We start from the raw sequence: 17,793 nt of genomic DNA on the forward strand, positions 1-17,793 counted from the left end.
CCGCGGCGGCGCCCTGCTTACTCCGCGGCAGCATCCTGCTCGCTCCCGGCGAGGTCGGGCAGCAGTCCGCACACCGCCTCGCGCTGGTCCGGTCCCATGATGCCGGCGAGGGCCTGGGTCACCGTTTCGGCGAGGGGGCCCGAGGCCTCCCGCAGCAGACGGCGGGCCTTGTCGGTGAGGGCGACCTCCACGCCGCGCTTGTCGCCGCACACGGACTTGCGGGTGACGAGCCCGGCGTGCTGGAGGCAGGCGATCTGGTAGGTGAGCCGGGTCTTGGGGCGGCCCAGGAGCTCCGCGATCCGGGTCATTCGCACGCCCTCCCGGGGCTGCTCCGCGAGCAGGCACAGGACCAGGAACTCGTCGTGCGAGACGTCCAGCCGTTCCTTGACCACGGAGCGCAGCCGCTGCTCCACCGCCCCCGTCGCGGCGAGCAGAAGCATCCAGGCACGCAGCTCGGCAGGGAGCAGCCCGGTGCCCTGCGCGGACGGACATTCGGGCAGGTCGGCGGGGTGCTCAGCGGGGTCTGCCATGGTCCCGAGTCTACCTGTTGTCCAAATTTGCACGAACAGGTTGTTCAATTTTGGATATCCGGTTACTGTGGCGCACCTCGGACATCCAAATTTGGACCACTTGGGAGAAGGATCATGACCGTCGCCGTGGAAACCGGACTCTGGCAGCTCGACCCGAGCGCCTCCACCGTCGCCCTCCGGCACCGGACGATGTGGGGCCTGGTCACCGTCAAGGGCACCTTCTCCGGCGTGGCCGGCCAGGGCGAGGTCGCCGCCGACGGCGCCGCCACCGGCACCCTCACCCTGGACGTCGCCTCCCTCGACACCAAGAACGCCAAGCGCGACACCCACCTGCGGTCCGCCGACCTCTTCGACGCCGACAGTCACCCCGAGATCACCTTCGTGGCGCGCCGCGCCGAACCGGGCGACGGCGACACGGTGCAGGTCTCCGGTCAGCTGACCGTGCGCGGCATCAGCCGGCCGCTGTCCTTCCCCGCGCGGCTGACCGGGGCGGACGCCGAGGCGCTCACGCTGGACGCCGAGTTCACCGTGGACCGGGAGCAGTTCGGCATGGGCTGGAACCAGCTGGGCATGATTCGCGGCCTGACCACGGTCACCGCCACGCTCCGCTTCACCCGCTCTTCGTGAGTCGTACGTCCGTGCTCGACAGCGTCTGCGGCGCGGGTGTGAAGGCGCGCAGTCGGATCCGTACGCCGGGACGGGGGACAACGAACCTGCCGTTCGGCGGGCGGAGTTCGTAGTCGGCCGTGGCGTGGGCGGGAAGTGCCGCCGGGCCCCGCACGATCGACCAGTACTTGTTCATGCCCTGGCCCGTGGTGAGGGTGAAGTGCGGCGTCAGAGCGCTGTCGTCCGTGTTGGTGACCCGCAGGCTCAGCAGGGACACGGCCGTCGCCGAGACCCGCCGCACGGCGGTGACCCGCATGCGCAGCGGTGGCGCTCCCGTGACCGCCCAGACCGCGCTCACCAGGGCCGGGGCGAGGACCAGCAGGGCGACGGCGGCCCGGACCGGCCGGCGGCGCGGACCGCGCAGCGCGCGGGGACGCGGCTGCCACGCGTCGGCGAACTCCGCCGGGGGCGCGGTGACCGCGGCCGCCAGCCACAGCGGCGTCATCATCAGGTAGTAGCCGTCCTGGGAGCGCATCGCCAGGTAGAACGCACACCAGGGCAGCACGGTCGCCGCCGGCCCGAGCCGCCGCACGAACAGGACGAACAGCGCGAGCAGCGCCGCGGCCAGCAGCAGGCTGGCGTGCCCGTACCAGTCGACGCGATCGCTGCCGTCGGTCAGGTACAGCGACACGCCCACCAGGCCCTGGCCGTGCAGCACCGCGCCCTGGGTCAGGGGCAGCGCGATCCCGCCCAGCCAGGTGCCGGGCTCGTGCACGATGAAATACGTGTTGACCAGCAGCCATACGGCGGCGGCGACCCCGGCGACCCGCAGCAGCACGGCTGCCGCCGCCCGCCCGCCCAGTTCACCGCGGCGCACCGCGTAGATCCCAGCCAGCAGGAACGGCGCCAGGAACCACGGGAGTTGCTGTGCCGCGCAGGCCGCCCCCAGGCACACGGCCCGTGCGATCCCCGGCGCCTCGAGCCGGCCGCCCTGTCCGATCCGCGGCCAGCGCACCACCACCGGCACCAGCAGGGCCAGGGCCAGGATCGCCGGATAGCCGAGCCGGGCGTACGACGGCAGGAAGCCGAAGCCGAGGAACAGCATGGTCGCCGCCGACCGCCACGGCACCGGCAGCATCCGCCAGGTCACCACCGCGGCGATGACGAGCGCGCCGGTGGTCATCGCCGTGGCGGGCGTGCCGGCGTGCCCCAGCCACAGCAGTGGCGTGGTCAGGAGCGGGGCCAGGGGCGGATAGCCGTAAGTGAAGTCGTAGCCGCCGGTCACCGTCGGTGTGACCGCGACGCCGTGGGTGAACAGCCAGGGCCAGGGCTGCCCGTAGACGGCGTGGCCCACGACCAGTTCCCTGGCGGCCTGGGCGGTCAGGACCGCCTCGTCGCCGCCGTTGTGGGTCATGCTCCACGCGCACAGGGCGAGTGTCACCGCGGTGAGCAGCACACACAGGTCCACGCGTGCCAGCGACCGGGTCCGGCGCACCACCAGGGCCAGCACCCCGCACGCGAGGATCGAGGCGTAACAGACCGAGATGACGGCGGCCACGCCGAGACGGTGGCTCGCCGCCGCCGTCCACACCGAGCGCGTTCCGATGAAGAGACTGACGTCGGCCAGGAGGGTGAGCACGCGGTGCCACTGCGCGGGCGGTTCCGGGGCGGCGGACACCGCCGACTGTGTCCGCCGACCGGGTGTCACCAGCTGTGTTTCTGCCAAGTGCACGCCAACGGACGGTAGTCGCTCCCGGTGAGCGGGGCGTCGCCGGACGTGAAGAGTCCGGTGTGAGGGCGGTAAGAGGCCGGGTCGGCGGGGAATCCGCCGGTCGCGGACCGTGTCGCTGTTGGGCCGAACGGGTGACTTGGCGTAAGAATTGGCTGGTGCAGGCAATGAACGCGAGTCAGATCGGGGGGAGCCGGTGAACCGTTACGACGCCACCGATGAACAGTGGGAAGGGCTCGCCCAAGTCGTTCCGCTGCGCGGTCGGGACGCCTGGCCGTCCGCGGTGGACCACCGCTCGCTCCCGGACGCGGTGACGGAGACCCGTCGCCGGTTCGTCGTCCTACGGGTCAACGTCTTCGCCGACGCCCGCGAGGTCGCCGAGACGCTGATGGCGGGCATCCCGGTGCTGCTCGACCTGACCAGCGCGGAGACCGAGGTCGCCAAGCGGGTGCTGGACTTCAGTACGGGCGTCGTCTTCGGACTGGCGAGCGGGATGCACCGGGTCGACCGGAACGTGTTCCTGCTGACACCGCCCGGGACCGAGGTGAGCGGGCTCATGGAAGGGGCCGGGGTTTCCGGCACATGACGGCGGTCCCCCGATCGTAGGAAAGGCGCCCCGGGCGGAACGGTTCCCCTGACACCGGAGCCCTACCGTCCGGGTATGGCCCTGCCCTTCGTGCCCTCGACCCCCTCCGCACCCTCCACGCCTGCCGCTGCCTCCGTGTCGCCTTCGGCGTCGCCCGCGTCCTCCGTGTCGTCCGTGTCGTCCGTGCCTTCGGTGTCGTCCGTGTCGTCCGTGCCCTCCGTGCCGTCCGTGCCTTCGGTGCCGTCCGTGCCGTCCGTGTCGTCCGTGCCCTCCGCGTCATCCGCGCCGTCCGGGCCCTCGGCGTCTTCCTCGCGTGCCTCGCCGTTCTCGTCGGAAGCCGCGCCTGTGCCGCCTCCGGTGCCGCCGAGGTACGGCCAGGCATTCACGGACCGGCCGTGTCTCACCGAGCTGCGGCTGTCCGCCTTCGCCGGGCACCGGCGCGCGGGGTTCCCGCTCGGACCGTTCACCCTGTTCGCCGGGCCCAGCGGCGGCGGCAAGTCGAGCGCGCTGCGGGCCTACGAGGCGCTCGCCCGGCTCGGCGGCGGCGCCGAGCTCGGCGAGGTGTTCGCCGACCCGGCCGCCTGCGTACCCGAACGGGCCCGGCCCGACGCCCAGCGCCGCCGCGGCTTCCGCATCGGCTGTACGGCGGACGGGCCCGAGGGGCCGGTCCGGCTCGACGTCGCCGTACAGGCCGAGCCCGAACTGCGCATCGTGGGGGAGCGGCTGACGGCCGGTGGACGGGTCCTGCTGGAGACCGCCCTGCGTGATCCCGGGCGGCGCGCGGTGCAGGCCGCCTGGTACACGGCCGGGTCGGCGCCGGTGACCCGTGCCCCGCTGCCGGACGACCGGCTCGGTACCGCGCTGCTGCCGCTGCGGGTGGCCGGCAAGACGGACGGACAGCGCCATGTGCTCGCCGCCGCCGAACAGATGGTCGTCGCGCTGCGCTCCGTCTTCCCCTGCGATCCCCGGCCGGAGCGGATGCGCGCCCCCGTCCCGCTCGGCTCCGGGCGGCTGCTCGGCGGCTGCGACAACCTCGCCGACGTACTGTGGCGCACCCGGGCCGAATGCGCGCGGCGGCACGGGCAGTTGGTCGCGGCGGTCCGGGCCGGGTGCGCCGGGCCCGTCGCCGACGTGCTCGCCGAACCGTTGCCCGGCAGAACGGTCCGCGCGCTGCTGGACCGGGGCGACGGCATCCGCACCGAGCTCGGCCGGCTCGGCGACGGCGAGCTGCGCTACGTCGCCCTCGCGCTGGTGCTGCTCACCGGCCCCGGTGTCCTAGAGGTCGACCCGGCCCGCGAGGTGCCCGCCGCCCTGCAGACGCTCACGGTGCTCGCCGACGGCTTCGACCGGGCCCTGGACGTACGGCAGCGTGCCGAACTGCTGCGACTGGCGGCACGGATGGGCGAGGCCGGGCACCTGCGCTGCGTCGGCGCGGTGAGCGACGCCTCGTGGGCCGCCGGGGTGGACGGAGTGACGGTGGTACATCTGGACGCGTGACGAAAGAGCCCCAGCATCTGGACGTGGCCAAACTGCAGCGCCGCTTGGCCGAGTTCGCGGCGGCGCGCAACTGGCAGCCGTACCACACCCCGAAGAACCTCGTCGCCGCGCTCAGCGTGGAGGCCTCCGAACTGGTGGAGATCTTCCAGTGGCTGACGCCGGAGGAGTCGGCGCGCGTCATGGACGACCCGGACACCGCGCACCGGGTGACGGACGAGGTCGCCGACGTGCTCGCGTATCTGCTGCAACTGTGCGAGGTGCTCGGGATCGACGCGCTGGCGGCACTGGACGCGAAGATCGACCGGAACGAGGGGAGGTTTCCGGCGCCGGGGAGTCCTGAGGAGTCATGAGGAGTCATGAGGAGTCATGAGGACTCGTGAGGGCCCAGGCGCTCAGGAGTCGATCGATCCGTTTTCACTCTCCGGAGTCATTCCACCTCCTCGAAATCGATTTGTTGTCCGAAGATTTCCGTCTTCCTCTGGCTTTTCACCCCACAGCCCTTCACTCTGGGTAGTGAACAGTGTGGTTCGGGCGGACGTGCGAGGAACACGTCTCGGCGGACGGGGGCAGGCCATGGACGCGGTGCGGCTCATCCTGACGAGCAGGCGTGCTCTCGCCGGGAGCGGTGAGGTGCGGGAGATCTTGACGGAGGTGTGGCAGGCGCAGGCCCTGGCACAGGCGATAGGCAGCCGACTGGCGGTCTCGGGCCCGCCCGAACTGCGCGGCGAGGCCCTGGGGTTGACCGAGCTGGCGGGCAGAGGCTGCGGTGTGCTGGACGCGCCGGAGCTCGACCCCGGGGACTTGCGCGCCGCCCAGCTCACCGAACTGGACGACGCCCGCCAGGCACTGCTCAGCCTCGGCGGTCTGCTGGGCGAGGTCGGCATCGCCCTCGTCGGCATCGCCAGCGGCGCGGACGACGAGGGGACGTACTGGCAGTGCATGGAGGCGATCGACGCGGCGGACGAAGCCCGGGACCGGGTCCGGGAGATGCTGCGGAAGCTGGCGGACCGGGATCAGGTGGTGCCGGAGAGATGAGGCGGGTGGGGTCGGCGAAGGGCGGCGGTCGGAGCGGCGGCGTCCGCTCGGGTTTCAGCCGACGGCGTCAGTCTCCTCGGCCGGCGTCCGCCCCGTGCTTCCGGCCGACTGCGACTGCAGGTCCGAGTCCAGGGCGGAGAGGTCCGCGTTCAGCGCCGCCATGAGCTCCTCCATCTGCTGCAGCAGACCCTTGGGCTGAGCGGTGCCCCCGTCCTGCTGCGGCACGGTTTCCTCGGACATGACGGCCTCCTCGGCCCAGGCCTCCGGGGAGGCCGACGCGGGTGACACCCCGGCGGTGACCGGCGGTGCGGGCGCCGGTCGGTCCGGCTCCGCCCGAGCCAACGATCACCATCGGACCGGGTCACTGGCCCGGGCAGGCCGCCGTGTGCGGGGTTGACGGTTTTCACTCGCCCGGGGACGGGAGGGGCCAGGGGGACCGGTGGGATTGACGGGGACTCCGGCGTGCAGGATGGAGGTATGGATCTCCGCATCTTCACCGAGCCCCAGCAGGGGGCGACCTACGACACCTTGCTCACCGTGGCGAAGGCCACCGAGGACCTCGGCTTCGACGCCTTCTTCCGGTCAGATCACTATCTGAAGATGGGCTCCGTGGACGGCCTCCCCGGCCCCACCGACGCCTGGATCACCCTCGCCGGCCTCGCCCGCGAGACCAAGCGCATACGGCTCGGCACGCTGATGACCGCCGCCACCTTCCGCCTGCCCGGCGTGCTGGCGATCCAGGTCGCGCAGGTCGACCAGATGTCGGGCGGCCGCGTCGAACTCGGCCTGGGCGCCGGCTGGTTCGAGGAGGAGCACACGGCGTACGGGATTCCGTTCCCGAAGGAGAAGTTCGGCCGCCTCGAGGAGCAGCTGGAGATCGTCACCGGGCTGTGGGCGACGGAGGTCGGCAAGTCCTTCGAGTTCCACGGGAAGTACTACGACCTCACCGACTCGCCCGCGCTGCCCAAGCCCGCGCAGCGGAAGGTCCCGGTGCTGATCGGCGGCCACGGCGCGACCCGCACTCCGCGGCTGGCCGCGCGGTACGCCGACGAGTTCAAGAAGTCGGTGCGGCCAACTCATCGAGAGTCAGTCGCTCCGCAAGGGCCATCTGGATGTCCAGGCCGGGCAGCCTTACAGCGTCCGGAAGCGGGCTGCCGGGGTAGTCCCCGAGCAGGTCAACGGCCTTCGCCAGGTACTCACCCTCGACCATGTTCACGGCCATCAGTTTCAGGGCCCGGTAGGTCGTGAATGCTGTGACCTCCTCGGGCAACTCCGTCCACCGCAGGCCGTGACGGGCCTTGTAGAACATCGCGTCGAGCACCAGCCTCCGCGACGTCCAGCGCCTCGCGTCACGAGGATCCCTGGGGCTCGGGAGGACGTGAGCAATCCGATCCCACTGCTCATCCGTGAGGGCGTCCGGAATGAGCTTGTCGTTCTCCTTGAACCACTTCTCCACAACGCTGGGCCGGAGTACACCACTGTTGTTCTGATCGGTGACCCTCACCTTGACGTCGAACAGGTCGATCACGTCCCGGCGCTGCCTCGGAGTCAGCTCTTCCAGGCGCGGGGAAATCTGATCCGCAAGGGCGAGGACATCCGCGACGCGCTGTTCCTCGGCCTCAGCCTTGGCCAACCAGCTACGGACGTCGCTCAGTTCCTTTTCGAGATCCTGTTCCTGCTTCGTCAGGGTGGCCTTCAGTTCCTCGACCATCTCCTTGTCGACGTTCCCGGCATCGTCGGTGATTTCCTCGGAGAGGGCGAGCATGGTGAGGATCTTCGACTTGCGGGACTTCCGCTTCTTCTCGATGGCGGTTTCCAGCTCGTTGATCCGGCGCCGGTAGGCTTCCGAGCGCTCGGGAATGCTGCCGAGCCACTGATTGGCCAGCGCTCGTAGGTTCTCGGTGTCCTTCAGGCCGATGACGACGGCGTCCCACACGAACTTCTCGACGGCTTCGGCGTTGATCTGCGCGCATCCGCATTTGGTCTTGCCTCGGGTGTCGTGGCCGACGGATCCGTTGCAGCGGTAGACCGCGTCGCGGTTCTCTGCCTGGTTCTGGGCGCCGATGTAGTCGCTGCCGCAGCGTCCGATGATCCGCTTCGTGACGAGGTAGTCCCGGCCGTTCGGGGAGACGGGCCGGGCCAGGCGCTTGATGGCGGCGCGGGCGGCGTAGACGCGATCGATGGGCAGGATGATGGGCAGCAGCACCTCGTGCGTCTCGCCGTTGACGAAGTTGCCGTCCTCGTCGCGCTCTGCCTCGGACAGCCCGCTCTCGGGGTCGCGGTAGCGGATGAAGCCCTGGACGGCGTTGCCCATGAGGATCTTGCGGAGGGAGGTGCTGTTCCAGGGGCCGCCCTTTCGAGTGGGGCGTTTTTGCTGGTTCAGCTCGTCGCAGGTCTGGGCCAGGTTCTTGTCCAGGTCGACCAGGTACTCGATGGCGAGTTCCAGGGTGCGGGCTTCCTCATCGTTCTTGACGGGTGTGGCGTCGGCGCCCTTGCCCTCCAGAGCGAAGCCGAACGGTGCAGCACCAAGTCCCCACTTGCCTTCGGCCAGCTTCGCCTCGCGACCGGACATGGTGCGTTCCTTGATCAGGATGTGTTCCATGTCCGCCATCCAGGAGAGGATGGAGAGCATCAGCTTGAACATGTCGTCGCTGCTGTCGAGGCGGCCGTCTGCCGTAATGACGCGGACGCCCAACTTGGTGGTGTCGAACACCCACTGGTGGATGTCCTCCATCGTGCGGCCGACGCGGTCCAGCTTGGCGACTACGACAACGTCGATCAGCTTGGCGGCGATCATCGTGTTCATTCGGTCGAACTGCGGGCGGGAACTCAGCTTGCCGGAGACACCCCCGTCGGTGAACACATCGACGATCTCGTAGGGGTGGTTGTTGAACCTCAGGCCAATGAGGGCCCGGCACATTTCGTCCTGCGTCGAGAGTCCGTAGCCTTCGAGCTGTTTGGCCGTGGATACGCGCAGATAGATGGCTATGCGCAGAGTTGCACGGCGCTGCCGGGGCAGTGTTGACTTACGCATGGTCAGTCTCCTCGCAGACTGTACTGAGAAAGCCCCAGCAGGGCCCTATCCCTGCTGGGGTTTCTTGTTGCCCTGGAGACTATCGGATGTCAAGCGGTTTGTGCAGACCGTTTTGTTAGGCCGCCTCCTCGCCGGGGCGGGGTCCGAAGAGGATGCGTGCAAGGCGTTGCTGCTCCTCCTCGGTCCAGGTGCGCCGGGTGATGGTCAGGGTCGACTTGGGACGCTCCGCAGGGGAGCCGGTATGAAGCGGCGTGATGTCGATGATCTGTGCGTCCATAACGTGAACCGTACTACGGCTTTCCAGTTACGTCTATGCGCGCTTGTTAAGGGTATTGCGCAAGTCGCTTGACGTGAGTACGCTCTGAGTCGCAGCGAACACCCCGCACCAGGAGGAAGCGTGACCATCGCACTTCGCAGCGCAGTCGACGAGTTCCTGGATGTCCGTGCGCGCTCCGGCAAGGCCGACAACACGATGCGCACCGACAGCTCCCTGCTCCCGCGCTTCGCGGAGCACGTCGGCAACCCGACCTTCGAGGTCCTGAGTCCGCAGCAGGTGCGGGATTTCTTCTACGGTGACGGCGGGCTGATGGACATCCACGTCACCCGCATCAAGGGTCAGCAGCTTCGCGTGGCCGTGGGGCCCGGCACCCACAACCACTACCGCAAGCGCCTGGGGGTCTTCTTCTCGTACGCCCACATCGCCGGGCACGCCCCGGTCAACAACTACCTCTCCCTCGTCGATCCGCTGCCCGAGCCCAAGCGCAAGCGGATGCAGCCGAGCCCGTCGATCCTGCTGTCCCTCCTGGACCAGGCCGAGTGCGCGATGCACCGGGCCTACCTGGCGACCGCGATCAACACGGCCTGCCGCGCGAGCGAGTTGGTGAATCTGCGCGTCGGGGACGTCGACTTCGCGGCCTCCGAGGTCTTCGTGACGGTGATCAAGACCCACGAGGAGGACGAGATGCCGCTCACCGCCGACCTGGGCAGGGAACTGCGAGTCTGGTTCGAGGAGTACGCGGCCCTGCTTGGCCGCCCGCTGCGCCCGGACGACTACCTCTTCCCTGCTCGTTCCGGCAACCAGATCAAGACCCACTACTTCGACGAGGGGCTGAGGCGGCGGGTCTATGAGCGCACGCCCTTCGTGTGGCATCCGGACCGGCCGGTGGAGCGTACGGAGAAGATCGTCAAGGCGGCGCTGGAGAAGCTGGGCCTGCCGACGCGGTACGAGGGCACGCACACGCTGCGCCGGGCCGTGGCACGTGCCTACTTCGACATGCTGTCCGAGGAGGTCGGCTACGACGCCGCGCTGCGTACGGTCTCCGCGCTGCTGCACCACTCGAACCAGGCGACGACGGAGCGGTACCTGGGCCTGTCGAGCGAGACGAAGCGCCGGGACCAGACGATGAAGGGGCGGCCGTTCCTGACGGGGATGGTCTCCCAGGAGAACGTCGTGCAGCTCCGTCCGGCGCGGTAGGAACGACAGAGCCCCCGACTGGTCAGCTACGACAGTCGGGGGCTTTGGGTTGCGGGTGTAGCGGTCAGCCGATGCCCAGGATGTACTTGAAGATGAAGCCGAGGACGAAGAGGATCAAGACCCCGGTCGCGGCCTCCTTGAGGCCCTGGCGTCCGCCGAAGCCGTGGAAAGGCTGGGCGTTGGACCGCTGGTAGAACTCCATCTGCTCGGCGCGCAGCTCGCGCTGCTGGAGGGCGTCCAGCTCCTCCGAGCCGGACGATCTCTGTATGCCGTTCTGAAGGTTAAAGTCGTCCATCAGTCCACCCCGTCCACATACGGTTTCGCTTGGCGCCGGAGGGGAGAGGTCATGTCCCAGACGTGCCAGCGACCCCCGCAGACCGGATCTTCGCCGTAGGCTACCTCGGACGGGAAGCCAGGTACACGGGGACGCAGTGGCTTCGGTGCTTCCTTGAGGGCCCGACGGCACTTGGGGCACTTCTCCGGGTCGGTCATCGGGTACATGCCCATGCGGGTCTCCTCTTTCGTAGAACCCCACTTTACCTGCTCGTCAAGCAACTTGTCGAGACCGCTTGCGCAGGTGTAGTCTCGGGGTAGCAAAAGTCTACGGAGGAATCCATGGCCGACATCGAAGAGGGACGCACCGTGCACGCGCGTGTCCCCTACGTGCACGACAAGGAGATCGTCGTCTCGACGGTCCAGAGCCCTTCCGACGGCCTGTTCGTTGACCTGCGGGAGTACATCCCCAGCCTGGACGCCTTCGGTCGTGGGCTCACGTTCCCGCTGGGCCTGCTGGACGAGGTGCTCAAGGGTGTCGAGAGCGCGTGGCACGAGAACGGTGGCGGGGCCTCGGAGGAGGACGGGACCGAGGGTCGCCAGACAGGGAAGGCGTAACCCATGGCCGTGACTGTGCTGGTCGACGTGCGATGCCGGGGCTGCCGCAGGCTCCTGGGCGTGTCCAAGAAGGACGCCCCGATCTTCTGTGACGAGATGTGTGCCAACGACTTCCCGGCGGCGTCCACCGAAGCGCGTGACGCGCTGGTGGAAGCGGTCTACTACAAGGGTCGTCACACCTACGACATCCTGGGCAAGATGTTCGGGTTCAGTCGCCAGCGGGCCGCTCAGATCGTGACCGGAAGGGACCTTCGCCGAGTCTCCTGAGTTACTTGGAAAGCGATAATTACAAAGCGATAGACGAAAACGCCTAACCTCAATTCCGTAATAGAAACGGGATTGGGGTTGGGCGTGTCTGTTGTTACGGAGGATGTCGATCACGACGAAGCCATCAGCGATGAGACCGAGGAAGAGCACCAAGCACGCCTCGACACCGAGGTAGTCCTCGACCAGACCTCCCAGAGGTTCGTGGACGAACTGGTCGCCAAGCTGCTGGTGATCGTCGATGAAGTCTCCGGCCACCCGCTGCGCCCCTACCAGCGCCCCTTCGCCGCCCGCCTGATCGAGTCCCTGATCATCGACGACGGCGCCACGATCACCGCGCTGTTCTCCCGCCAGTCCGGCAAGTCCGAGACGGTCGCCAACTGCGTCGCCGCTTGCATGATCATGCTGCCGAGACTGGCGAAGATCTTCCCGGACCTTCTCGGGAAATTCAAAGAGGGACTGTGGGTCGGAGCATTTGCGCCCGTCGAGGAGCAGGCCGACAACCTCTACGGCCGAATAGTGGCCCGCCTCACAAGTGAACACGCCCTGGAAATCATGGCGGACCCTGAAATCGACGAGACCGTACAGGGCAAGGGCCGCTCGATTACCCTCAAGCGCTCCGGCTCCCTGGTGCGAAAGCAGACCTGTCACCCCCGCGCCACCATTGAAGGCCGCACCTACCACCTCATCCTCATTGACGAGTGCCAGGGCGCCGACGCCAAGATGGTGAACAAGTCGATCGGCCCGATGGGTGCCTCGACCAACGCGACCATGGTGTTCACCGGTACGCCCACTTACGAGAAGGGCGTGTTCTACAACCAGATTCAGATCAACCGGCGGACGGCCACCCGGCGGGGCGCCCGGCAGAACCACTTCGACGCGGACTGGAAAGAAGTCTCGAAGTGGTCCGAGTACTACCGGAAGTTCGTCAAGAAGGAACTCCTCCGTATCGGTGAGGACTCCGACGAATTCAAGTTGTCCTACCGCCTGATCTGGTTGCTCGACAAGGGCATGTTCACCACCCAGGAGCGCCTGGACGAACTCGGCGACACCTCCATGCAGGTCGTCCCGGCCTACCACGCCAGCCCCATCGTGATCGGCATCGACCCTGCCCGCAAGCAGGACTCCACGATTGTCACGGCCGTCTGGGTCCGCTGGGAGCAGCCCGACGAGTACGGGAACTACGAGCACCGCATCCTGAACTGGCTGGACCTCGCCGGAATGGACTGGGAGGCCCAGTACTTCCGCATCGTCGAATTCGTCCAGAACTACAACGTGATGGCAATCGCGGTCGACGAGGGCGGCGTTGGAGACGTGGTCATATCCCGTCTGCGGGTCCTGCTGCCGCATATCGATATCGTGCCGCTCTCTTCCCAGCGCCCCGAACAGTCAAAGCGCTGGAAGCACCTCATGGAATTGCTGGACCGGGGGCTGATTTCCTGGCCCGCGCACGCTTACACCCGACGCCTCAAGAGTTACAAGCGCTTCCGTCAGCAGATGGAAGATCTGGAGAAGAAGTTCGAGGGTCCGTACGTCCTTGCAGAAGCCCCCCGCGCGGCCGACGCACATGACGACTATGCGGATTCCCTGGCGCTCGCCTGCGTCCTCACCAAGGACTACACGATGCCCGAGGTCGAGGTTTCCAATTCACCCTTCGAGCGACGCTAAGGATTTACCTTGAACGACGCCTGGAACATCCCCGGCTACACCGCCCAGAACGGAGCCTGGGGCACTCTCGATTCCAACGCGCCCATAGCCACGTTCCCACCGGGCGTAGCCACCGTGACCGTCACCGGTCACCTCCTGGACAGCGACGGTCGCCCCGCCAACGGCCGGTACACCTTCGATCCCAGCGCTGACCGGCTGGTGGACACCGCGACTGCCGTCATCATCCGCATGAAGACCAAGATCGTGAATGTCAAGGACGGCCTGCTCTCCGTCACCTTGATCGCCTCGGACAACACGGGCTTCTCCCCTCAGAACTTCACCTACCGCGTCAAGGGCGTCATCGCTGGGCAGACGCAGGACGCCATCGACATCCTGCTCCCGAAGGCCATCCCCGAGGTCGAGCTGGGCAACCTGGTCCCCGTGGCCACCTCCATGGGCACCGTCTACACCCCCACCGTCTGGACGGTGAACGACGAGCCCGGCCCGAACGTCGTGCTCACAGCGGCCGACGTGGACGCGGACCCCGCAGGCTCTGCCGCTGCTGCGCAGACGGCCGCCGTAGCGGACGCGGCCTCCAAGTACGTTCCGCTGGCCGGAGGCACCCTGACCGGCGGGCTGACCCTGGACGGCGCGAACTTCACCGTGCAGCGCGAGGACGGCGAAGGCGCCTACCGGCTGCGCGTGACCGGCGACGGCCTGGACTTCGAGGTCGGCGGCATGGACGTGCACGTCTCCGCCTGGAGCGAGGGCGACTTCACTGGCGCGCAGACCAACGTCATGCGGTGGGAACCGGCAGGCCCGCACCTGATCGGCCGCACCCAGTTCGGCACCAACCCCTTCAACGCGGTGCACGACCTCGACGCCGGTACAGGTGTCGCCTCCCTGGGTGCGAAGAACGGGCTGGCGAATGTGCGCCTGGCCGGATTCAAGGACTCCGCCGGAGCGCCGCCTACCGGCACCTGGGCTGCCGGGGATGTGGTGCTCGATTCCGCCGGGGCCTGGCACCTGTGCACGGCCGCAGGAACTCCGGGCACCTGGACGTAAACGCGATTACTGCTATCGCTTATTAACAATGCCTTCTTCATTCCTCATACGCTTGTAGCGCTACCTCGCTATCGGAAGAGGATTACGGAATGGCAGGAAATCTCGCACCCGACCCGCAGTTTCAGGAGCGCGTCGGCACGGTCTACGAGCGCAAGTTCGCCGACAACTCCACCCGGCGCGGTCCTCTCCGCTTCGAGGAGGGTGTGGCGACGGACACGGACGTTCCGAACGAGTTCACCAAGGGCGTCATGCAGGGCTACATCACGGCGCCCGGCAGACCGAACCACAACGCCAACGTGTACGAGAAGTACCCCGAGGAGACGATGGCCGAGCGTGTCCATGTCGGCTCCGCGTCCTGGGTCGAGGCACCGACCTACCTGGGCGAGTTCTCCCATGGCTCCTTCTCGGACTACGCCGCTGTCTCGTACGAGGAGGTCGTCCGCAACGGCCGCCGGTACGACCGGCTCTCCCCGGCGGTAGTGGACGACTGACCCATGGTTGCGTTCCACGACCGCCGCAAGGCACCCAAGGCGTCCGTCGATGAGGTGCTTCCCCAGCTCTCCCTGAACAAGGGCGAGACCGTCGGGAAGCAGTTGATCAACGACCGCTATCTGGTGCGCGGCATTCCCGTAGAGGCCGAGGACGGCAATCGCAGCCGTCAGTACGTCCTGCACGAGGTTCTGCCCAACGGCAACGTCGTGCAGCGCGGCGAGGAGCCATTCGAAAGCCGTCGGGCGGCGAAGAAGACTGCCCGTTCCCTTTCGCCCACGCGCATCATCGAAATCTAAAGTCGGAGTCTTCTTCCCATGAGCGGTGCAATCTCATTCGCGAGCCCCAGCATGCGGGCTTCGGGGTCGGACCTTACGGTCTCGATCTCTCCTCTCGGCCTTGTCGAACTGGCCGACGAGGAGTTTGAGGTGCACGGCCCTCGCTTGAATAGGTATAGCCAGAACTTCGCATACTACTTGGGTCACCACTGGGGATACCGTCGCGAAGCGGGAGAAGCGCAGATCACGTTCAACTACGTGAAGGCATTCGCCGACTACATCAACAACTTCACGTTCGGACGTGGCATCCACTTCAAGAGCGTGAAGCAGTACGAGCACATCATCCCAGGCCTTTTGAAGCGAGCCTGGGAAGTCGACAACCGCAAGGAGCAGTTGCTCTGGGAGATGGGCCAGCAAGGCGGCGTCTCCGGTGACTGCTTCATCAAGGTGGCGTACGAGCCCGCATACGTAGATAACCTGGGACAGCAGCAGCCTGGGCGCGTTCGCATCCTTCCTCTGAATTCCTCTTTCTGCTTTCCCGAGTGGCACCCGCACGACCGCGAGCGTCTGGTCCGCTTCAAACTGAAGTACCGCTTCTGGGCGACCGGAGAAGACGGAACGCGATCCGTATACACCTACGTCGAGGTCCTCACAGAGGACACGATCGAGGAATATCTGAATGACGAACTGATCGACTCCCGGCCGAATCCGCTGGGCGTCATCCCCGTCGTGCACATCGCCAACTCGTCGGTCAGCGGCTCCCCTTGGGGCCTGTCGGACATCGTCGACATCATCAGCCTGAATCGTGAATACAACGAGAAGGCAACCGACATCAGCGACATCATCAACTACCACGCCGCCCCGGTGACCATCATTACCGGCGCGAAGGCCTCGAACCTTGAGAAGGGCCCGAGGAAGGTGTGGGGGGGTCTTCCCAAAGACGCCCAAGTGTTCAATCTGGAGAATGGCGTCGATCTCGCGGGACCGCTCCAGTACCTGGAGATGATCAAGCGCTCGATGCACGAGATAACCGGTGTCCCGGAAACGGCACTCGGGCAGATGCAGCCCGCGTCGAATACGTCGGGTGTGGCCCTCGCCATCATGTACCGCCCGATGATGTCCCGGTACGACCAGAAGAAGGTCCAGTACTCCGTCGGCCTCCAGAAGGTCAACGAACTAATCCTCAAGACCCTGTACACCTTTGAGCCCGAGTCGCGTCTCTACGACCCAGCGACCGAAGGCATCATGAAGGACGACCAGCCGGAAATCATCGACGTCCTCGACCCGATGGCCTACTTCACCGAATGTGAATGGCCCGCCCCGCTGCCGGTCGACACCCTCATCAAGTTGAACGAGATCCAGGCCAAGATGTCCATGGGCCTGGAGTCCATGCGCGGAGCGCTGCACGAACTCGGCGAGGAATTCCCGGACGAGAAGGTCCGTGAGATCTTCGAGGAACAGATATCGGATGCCAAGCAGCAGGGCGCTCTGCGAATGCTAAAGGCGCAGATCGATTCCGCTATCCTCCAGTTGACGGGAATGCCGCCTGAAGGGGCGGAGGCGCCTGCACCCCAGACTGATGCAGCGGGGAATCCCGTCGGTATTCAGCCTGGTGGTCCGAATCCGGTGACGCTGCCCGGAGGCCTAGACCTCGGGGATATCACAGCCGCTGAGATTCAGAAGTTGACTACAGAAATCGTGACACAGGCGTACGGCCCACGTGCCGGACTTCGCCGCGATCCGGACAACAGTACCGACTAGGAGTTCGTCCCCCATGACGCTTCATACTTCGGGCATCTCGGTGCCCGCCGACGCAGTCCTCGGCTACCGCGCGGACGGCCGTCCCATCCACCCGATCGCAGGTGGTGCTCCGCAGCCCGGCGAAGGTGGCGACCCCGTCATCGTCGTTCCGGCCGCTGTCGTCGAGCCGCCTGCCCCGCAGACCCCTGCTGAGCCTCGTTTCACCGCCGAGGACATCCAGAAGGCGCGGCAGGAGGAGAAGGACAAGTTGTACAAGCGCCTCCAGACCGTGGAGGAGCAGAACAAGACCTTCCTCACCGAGATCGAGGCCCAGCGCAAGGCGCGCGAGGAGGCCCAGGCCGAGGAGGAGCGCAAGCGCCAGGAGGTGCAGGCCGAGGCCAAGCGCAAGGCCGAGGACGACCTGTCCGCCAAGGACCTCCTGTCGGTCAAGGAGCAGGAGTGGAACTCCCGCTTCGAGCAGATCGAGGCCGAGCGCGCGCAGGAGCGGCTGCTGTTCCAGAAGGAGCAGGAGTTCAACAACCTCCAGACGTACATTCAGAAGCGTGTCGGCGATGAGAGCGAGAATATCGCTCCCGAACTTCTCGACTTCGTCGGCGGTAATTCGCCGGAGGAGGTCGAGGCCTCCATCAATACAGTGAAGGCAAAGACCCAGGCTATCCTGGAATCGGTCCAGCAGGCCGCCATTCAGCAGCGCGCCTCCATGCGTGGTGTGAGCCCCACCGGCTATTCCACCACGGGACCGATGGACACCGAACCGGGACACAAGTCGTACTCCCTTTCTGACCTCCGCGACATGCCGATGTCGGAGTACGCCAAGATTCGGGGCCAGTTGGGCGTCGGTCAGGCAGCCCAGAACCAGCGTGGACTGTACTCGTAATTCGGTCGAGTACCCGTAACTAAGGAAATC

General features: G+C 66.9%; 21 protein-coding genes and 1 pseudogene. 15 read left to right on the top strand and 7 right to left on the bottom strand.

The window, feature by feature from the left end; translation table 11 throughout:
* Positions 1-17 precede the first annotated feature (17 nt).
* Entirely contained in the window at positions 18-530 is a 513-nt protein-coding gene (locus ABT114_RS31865) for a MarR family winged helix-turn-helix transcriptional regulator (protein WP_351146366.1), read from the bottom strand.
* Positions 531-644: 114 nt separating this feature from the next.
* Here ABT114_RS31865 and ABT114_RS31870 point away from each other — a divergent pair, with 114 nt between their 5' ends.
* A complete protein-coding gene (locus tag ABT114_RS31870) occupies positions 645-1,157 on the top strand; it encodes a YceI family protein (RefSeq protein WP_351146367.1) in 513 nt (170 codons plus the stop codon).
* Here the strand turns inward: ABT114_RS31870 and ABT114_RS31875 are convergent.
* Positions 1,141-2,868, bottom strand: coding sequence for a hypothetical protein (locus tag ABT114_RS31875; RefSeq protein ID WP_351146368.1), 1,728 nt, complete (start codon positions 2,866-2,868; stop codon positions 1,141-1,143). The genes ABT114_RS31870 and ABT114_RS31875 overlap by 17 nt on opposite strands.
* A gap of 193 nt (positions 2,869-3,061) precedes the next feature.
* Between ABT114_RS31875 and ABT114_RS31880 the strand changes: the two genes are divergently transcribed.
* Entirely contained in the window at positions 3,062-3,451 is a 390-nt protein-coding gene (locus tag ABT114_RS31880; RefSeq protein ID WP_351146369.1) for a cell division protein SepF, read from the top strand.
* 62 nt (positions 3,452-3,513) lie between these two features.
* Here ABT114_RS31880 and ABT114_RS31885 read toward each other — a convergent pair whose 3' ends face one another.
* A complete protein-coding gene (locus ABT114_RS31885) occupies positions 3,514-3,837 on the bottom strand; it encodes a hypothetical protein (protein WP_351146370.1) in 324 nt (107 codons plus the stop codon).
* On the opposite strand from ABT114_RS31885, the gene ABT114_RS31890 reads away from it, so the two are divergent.
* The 3 genes from ABT114_RS31890 (at position 3,809) to ABT114_RS31900 (ending at position 5,983) form a co-directional block, all read left to right on the top strand.
* Positions 3,809-4,948 (top strand): AAA family ATPase, encoded by a 1,140-nt coding sequence (locus ABT114_RS31890; RefSeq protein ID WP_351146371.1) that lies wholly within the window; start codon positions 3,809-3,811, stop codon positions 4,946-4,948. The genes ABT114_RS31885 and ABT114_RS31890 overlap by 29 nt on opposite strands.
* The gene (locus ABT114_RS31895; RefSeq protein WP_351146372.1) at positions 4,945-5,298 is read left to right on the top strand and encodes a nucleotide pyrophosphohydrolase; all 354 of its coding nucleotides are present in this window, start codon (positions 4,945-4,947) and stop codon (positions 5,296-5,298) included. The genes ABT114_RS31890 and ABT114_RS31895 overlap by 4 nt, the downstream gene beginning before the upstream one ends.
* Before the next feature lie 223 nt (positions 5,299-5,521).
* Complete coding sequence (locus ABT114_RS31900; RefSeq protein ID WP_351146545.1) at positions 5,522-5,983, top strand: DUF6099 family protein; 462 nt, start codon at positions 5,522-5,524, stop codon at positions 5,981-5,983.
* Between the two features lie 54 nt (positions 5,984-6,037).
* Here ABT114_RS31900 and ABT114_RS31905 read toward each other — a convergent pair whose 3' ends face one another.
* Entirely contained in the window at positions 6,038-6,223 is a 186-nt protein-coding gene (locus ABT114_RS31905; RefSeq protein ID WP_351146373.1) for a hypothetical protein, read from the bottom strand.
* A gap of 237 nt (positions 6,224-6,460) precedes the next feature.
* Here ABT114_RS31905 and ABT114_RS31910 point away from each other — a divergent pair.
* Positions 6,461-7,039 (top strand): annotated as a pseudogene (locus ABT114_RS31910) (LLM class F420-dependent oxidoreductase); the annotation flags it as partial.
* On the opposite strand, the gene ABT114_RS31915 reads toward ABT114_RS31910, so the two are convergent.
* Both ABT114_RS31915 and ABT114_RS31920 read right to left on the bottom strand, forming a co-directional pair.
* On the bottom strand, positions 7,038-9,017 hold the full coding sequence (locus ABT114_RS31915) for a recombinase family protein (protein WP_351146374.1): 1,980 nt from the start codon (positions 9,015-9,017) through the stop codon (positions 7,038-7,040). The pseudogene ABT114_RS31910 and the gene ABT114_RS31915 sit on opposite strands and share 2 nt — an antisense overlap.
* 115 nt (positions 9,018-9,132) lie before the next feature.
* Entirely contained in the window at positions 9,133-9,294 is a 162-nt protein-coding gene (locus tag ABT114_RS31920) for a hypothetical protein (protein ID WP_351146375.1), read from the bottom strand.
* A gap of 120 nt (positions 9,295-9,414) precedes the next feature.
* Between ABT114_RS31920 and ABT114_RS31925 the strand changes: the two genes are divergently transcribed.
* The gene (locus tag ABT114_RS31925) at positions 9,415-10,491 is read left to right on the top strand and encodes a tyrosine-type recombinase/integrase (RefSeq protein WP_351146376.1); all 1,077 of its coding nucleotides are present in this window, start codon (positions 9,415-9,417) and stop codon (positions 10,489-10,491) included.
* A gap of 64 nt (positions 10,492-10,555) precedes the next feature.
* Here the strand turns inward: ABT114_RS31925 and ABT114_RS31930 are convergent, their stop codons facing one another.
* Positions 10,556-10,786 carry a hypothetical protein gene (locus ABT114_RS31930; protein WP_351146377.1) on the bottom strand — a complete coding sequence of 77 codons (231 nt, stop codon included), beginning with the start codon at positions 10,784-10,786 and terminating at the stop codon, positions 10,556-10,558.
* A gap of 320 nt (positions 10,787-11,106) precedes the next feature.
* Between ABT114_RS31930 and ABT114_RS31935 the strand changes: the two genes are divergently transcribed.
* The 8 genes from ABT114_RS31935 (at position 11,107) to ABT114_RS31970 (ending at position 17,763) form a co-directional block, all read left to right on the top strand.
* The gene (locus ABT114_RS31935; RefSeq protein ID WP_351146378.1) at positions 11,107-11,382 is read left to right on the top strand and encodes a hypothetical protein; all 276 of its coding nucleotides are present in this window, start codon (positions 11,107-11,109) and stop codon (positions 11,380-11,382) included.
* A 3-nt stretch (positions 11,383-11,385) separates the two neighbouring features.
* Positions 11,386-11,649 carry a hypothetical protein gene (locus ABT114_RS31940; RefSeq protein ID WP_351146379.1) on the top strand — a complete coding sequence of 88 codons (264 nt, stop codon included), beginning with the start codon at positions 11,386-11,388 and terminating at the stop codon, positions 11,647-11,649.
* Between the two features lie 84 nt (positions 11,650-11,733).
* Complete coding sequence (locus tag ABT114_RS31945) at positions 11,734-13,314, top strand: phage terminase large subunit family protein (RefSeq protein ID WP_351146546.1); 1,581 nt, start codon at positions 11,734-11,736, stop codon at positions 13,312-13,314.
* A 9-nt stretch (positions 13,315-13,323) separates the two neighbouring features.
* Positions 13,324-14,358, top strand: a complete 1,035-nt coding sequence (locus ABT114_RS31950) for a hypothetical protein (protein WP_351146380.1) — start codon at positions 13,324-13,326, stop codon at positions 14,356-14,358.
* Between the two features lie 89 nt (positions 14,359-14,447).
* Complete coding sequence (locus ABT114_RS31955; RefSeq protein ID WP_351146381.1) at positions 14,448-14,849, top strand: hypothetical protein; 402 nt, start codon at positions 14,448-14,450, stop codon at positions 14,847-14,849.
* Between the two features lie 3 nt (positions 14,850-14,852).
* Positions 14,853-15,146 carry a hypothetical protein gene (locus tag ABT114_RS31960; RefSeq protein ID WP_351146382.1) on the top strand — a complete coding sequence of 98 codons (294 nt, stop codon included), beginning with the start codon at positions 14,853-14,855 and terminating at the stop codon, positions 15,144-15,146.
* Between the two features lie 18 nt (positions 15,147-15,164).
* Complete coding sequence (locus ABT114_RS31965; RefSeq protein WP_351146383.1) at positions 15,165-16,886, top strand: phage portal protein; 1,722 nt, start codon at positions 15,165-15,167, stop codon at positions 16,884-16,886.
* 13 nt (positions 16,887-16,899) lie between these two features.
* Positions 16,900-17,763, top strand: a complete 864-nt coding sequence (locus tag ABT114_RS31970; protein ID WP_351146384.1) for a hypothetical protein — start codon at positions 16,900-16,902, stop codon at positions 17,761-17,763.
* Positions 17,764-17,793 lie beyond the last annotated feature (30 nt).

Origin of the sequence: Streptomyces sp. NPDC002088, assembly GCF_040296605.1 — a bacterium.
Lineage (GTDB): Bacteria > Actinomycetota > Actinomycetes > Streptomycetales > Streptomycetaceae > Streptomyces.

Coding starts and splice junctions, on each gene's coding strand:
- ABT114_RS31900 (WP_351146545.1), top strand. CDS start 5,522: ATGGACGCGGTGCGGCTCATCCTGACGAGCAGGCGTGCTCTCGCCGGG.
- ABT114_RS31940 (WP_351146379.1), top strand. CDS start 11,386: ATGGCCGTGACTGTGCTGGTCGACGTGCGATGCCGGGGCTGCCGCAGG.
- ABT114_RS31935 (WP_351146378.1), top strand. CDS start 11,107: ATGGCCGACATCGAAGAGGGACGCACCGTGCACGCGCGTGTCCCCTAC.
- ABT114_RS31965 (WP_351146383.1), top strand. CDS start 15,165: ATGAGCGGTGCAATCTCATTCGCGAGCCCCAGCATGCGGGCTTCGGGG.
- ABT114_RS31905 (WP_351146373.1), bottom strand. CDS start 6,223: ATGTCCGAGGAAACCGTGCCGCAGCAGGACGGGGGCACCGCTCAGCCC.
- ABT114_RS31970 (WP_351146384.1), top strand. CDS start 16,900: ATGACGCTTCATACTTCGGGCATCTCGGTGCCCGCCGACGCAGTCCTC.
- ABT114_RS31955 (WP_351146381.1), top strand. CDS start 14,448: ATGGCAGGAAATCTCGCACCCGACCCGCAGTTTCAGGAGCGCGTCGGC.
- ABT114_RS31865 (WP_351146366.1), bottom strand. CDS start 530: ATGGCAGACCCCGCTGAGCACCCCGCCGACCTGCCCGAATGTCCGTCC.
- ABT114_RS31870 (WP_351146367.1), top strand. CDS start 645: ATGACCGTCGCCGTGGAAACCGGACTCTGGCAGCTCGACCCGAGCGCC.
- ABT114_RS31915 (WP_351146374.1), bottom strand. CDS start 9,017: ATGCGTAAGTCAACACTGCCCCGGCAGCGCCGTGCAACTCTGCGCATA.
- ABT114_RS31930 (WP_351146377.1), bottom strand. CDS start 10,786: ATGGACGACTTTAACCTTCAGAACGGCATACAGAGATCGTCCGGCTCG.
- ABT114_RS31960 (WP_351146382.1), top strand. CDS start 14,853: ATGGTTGCGTTCCACGACCGCCGCAAGGCACCCAAGGCGTCCGTCGAT.
- ABT114_RS31920 (WP_351146375.1), bottom strand. CDS start 9,294: ATGGACGCACAGATCATCGACATCACGCCGCTTCATACCGGCTCCCCT.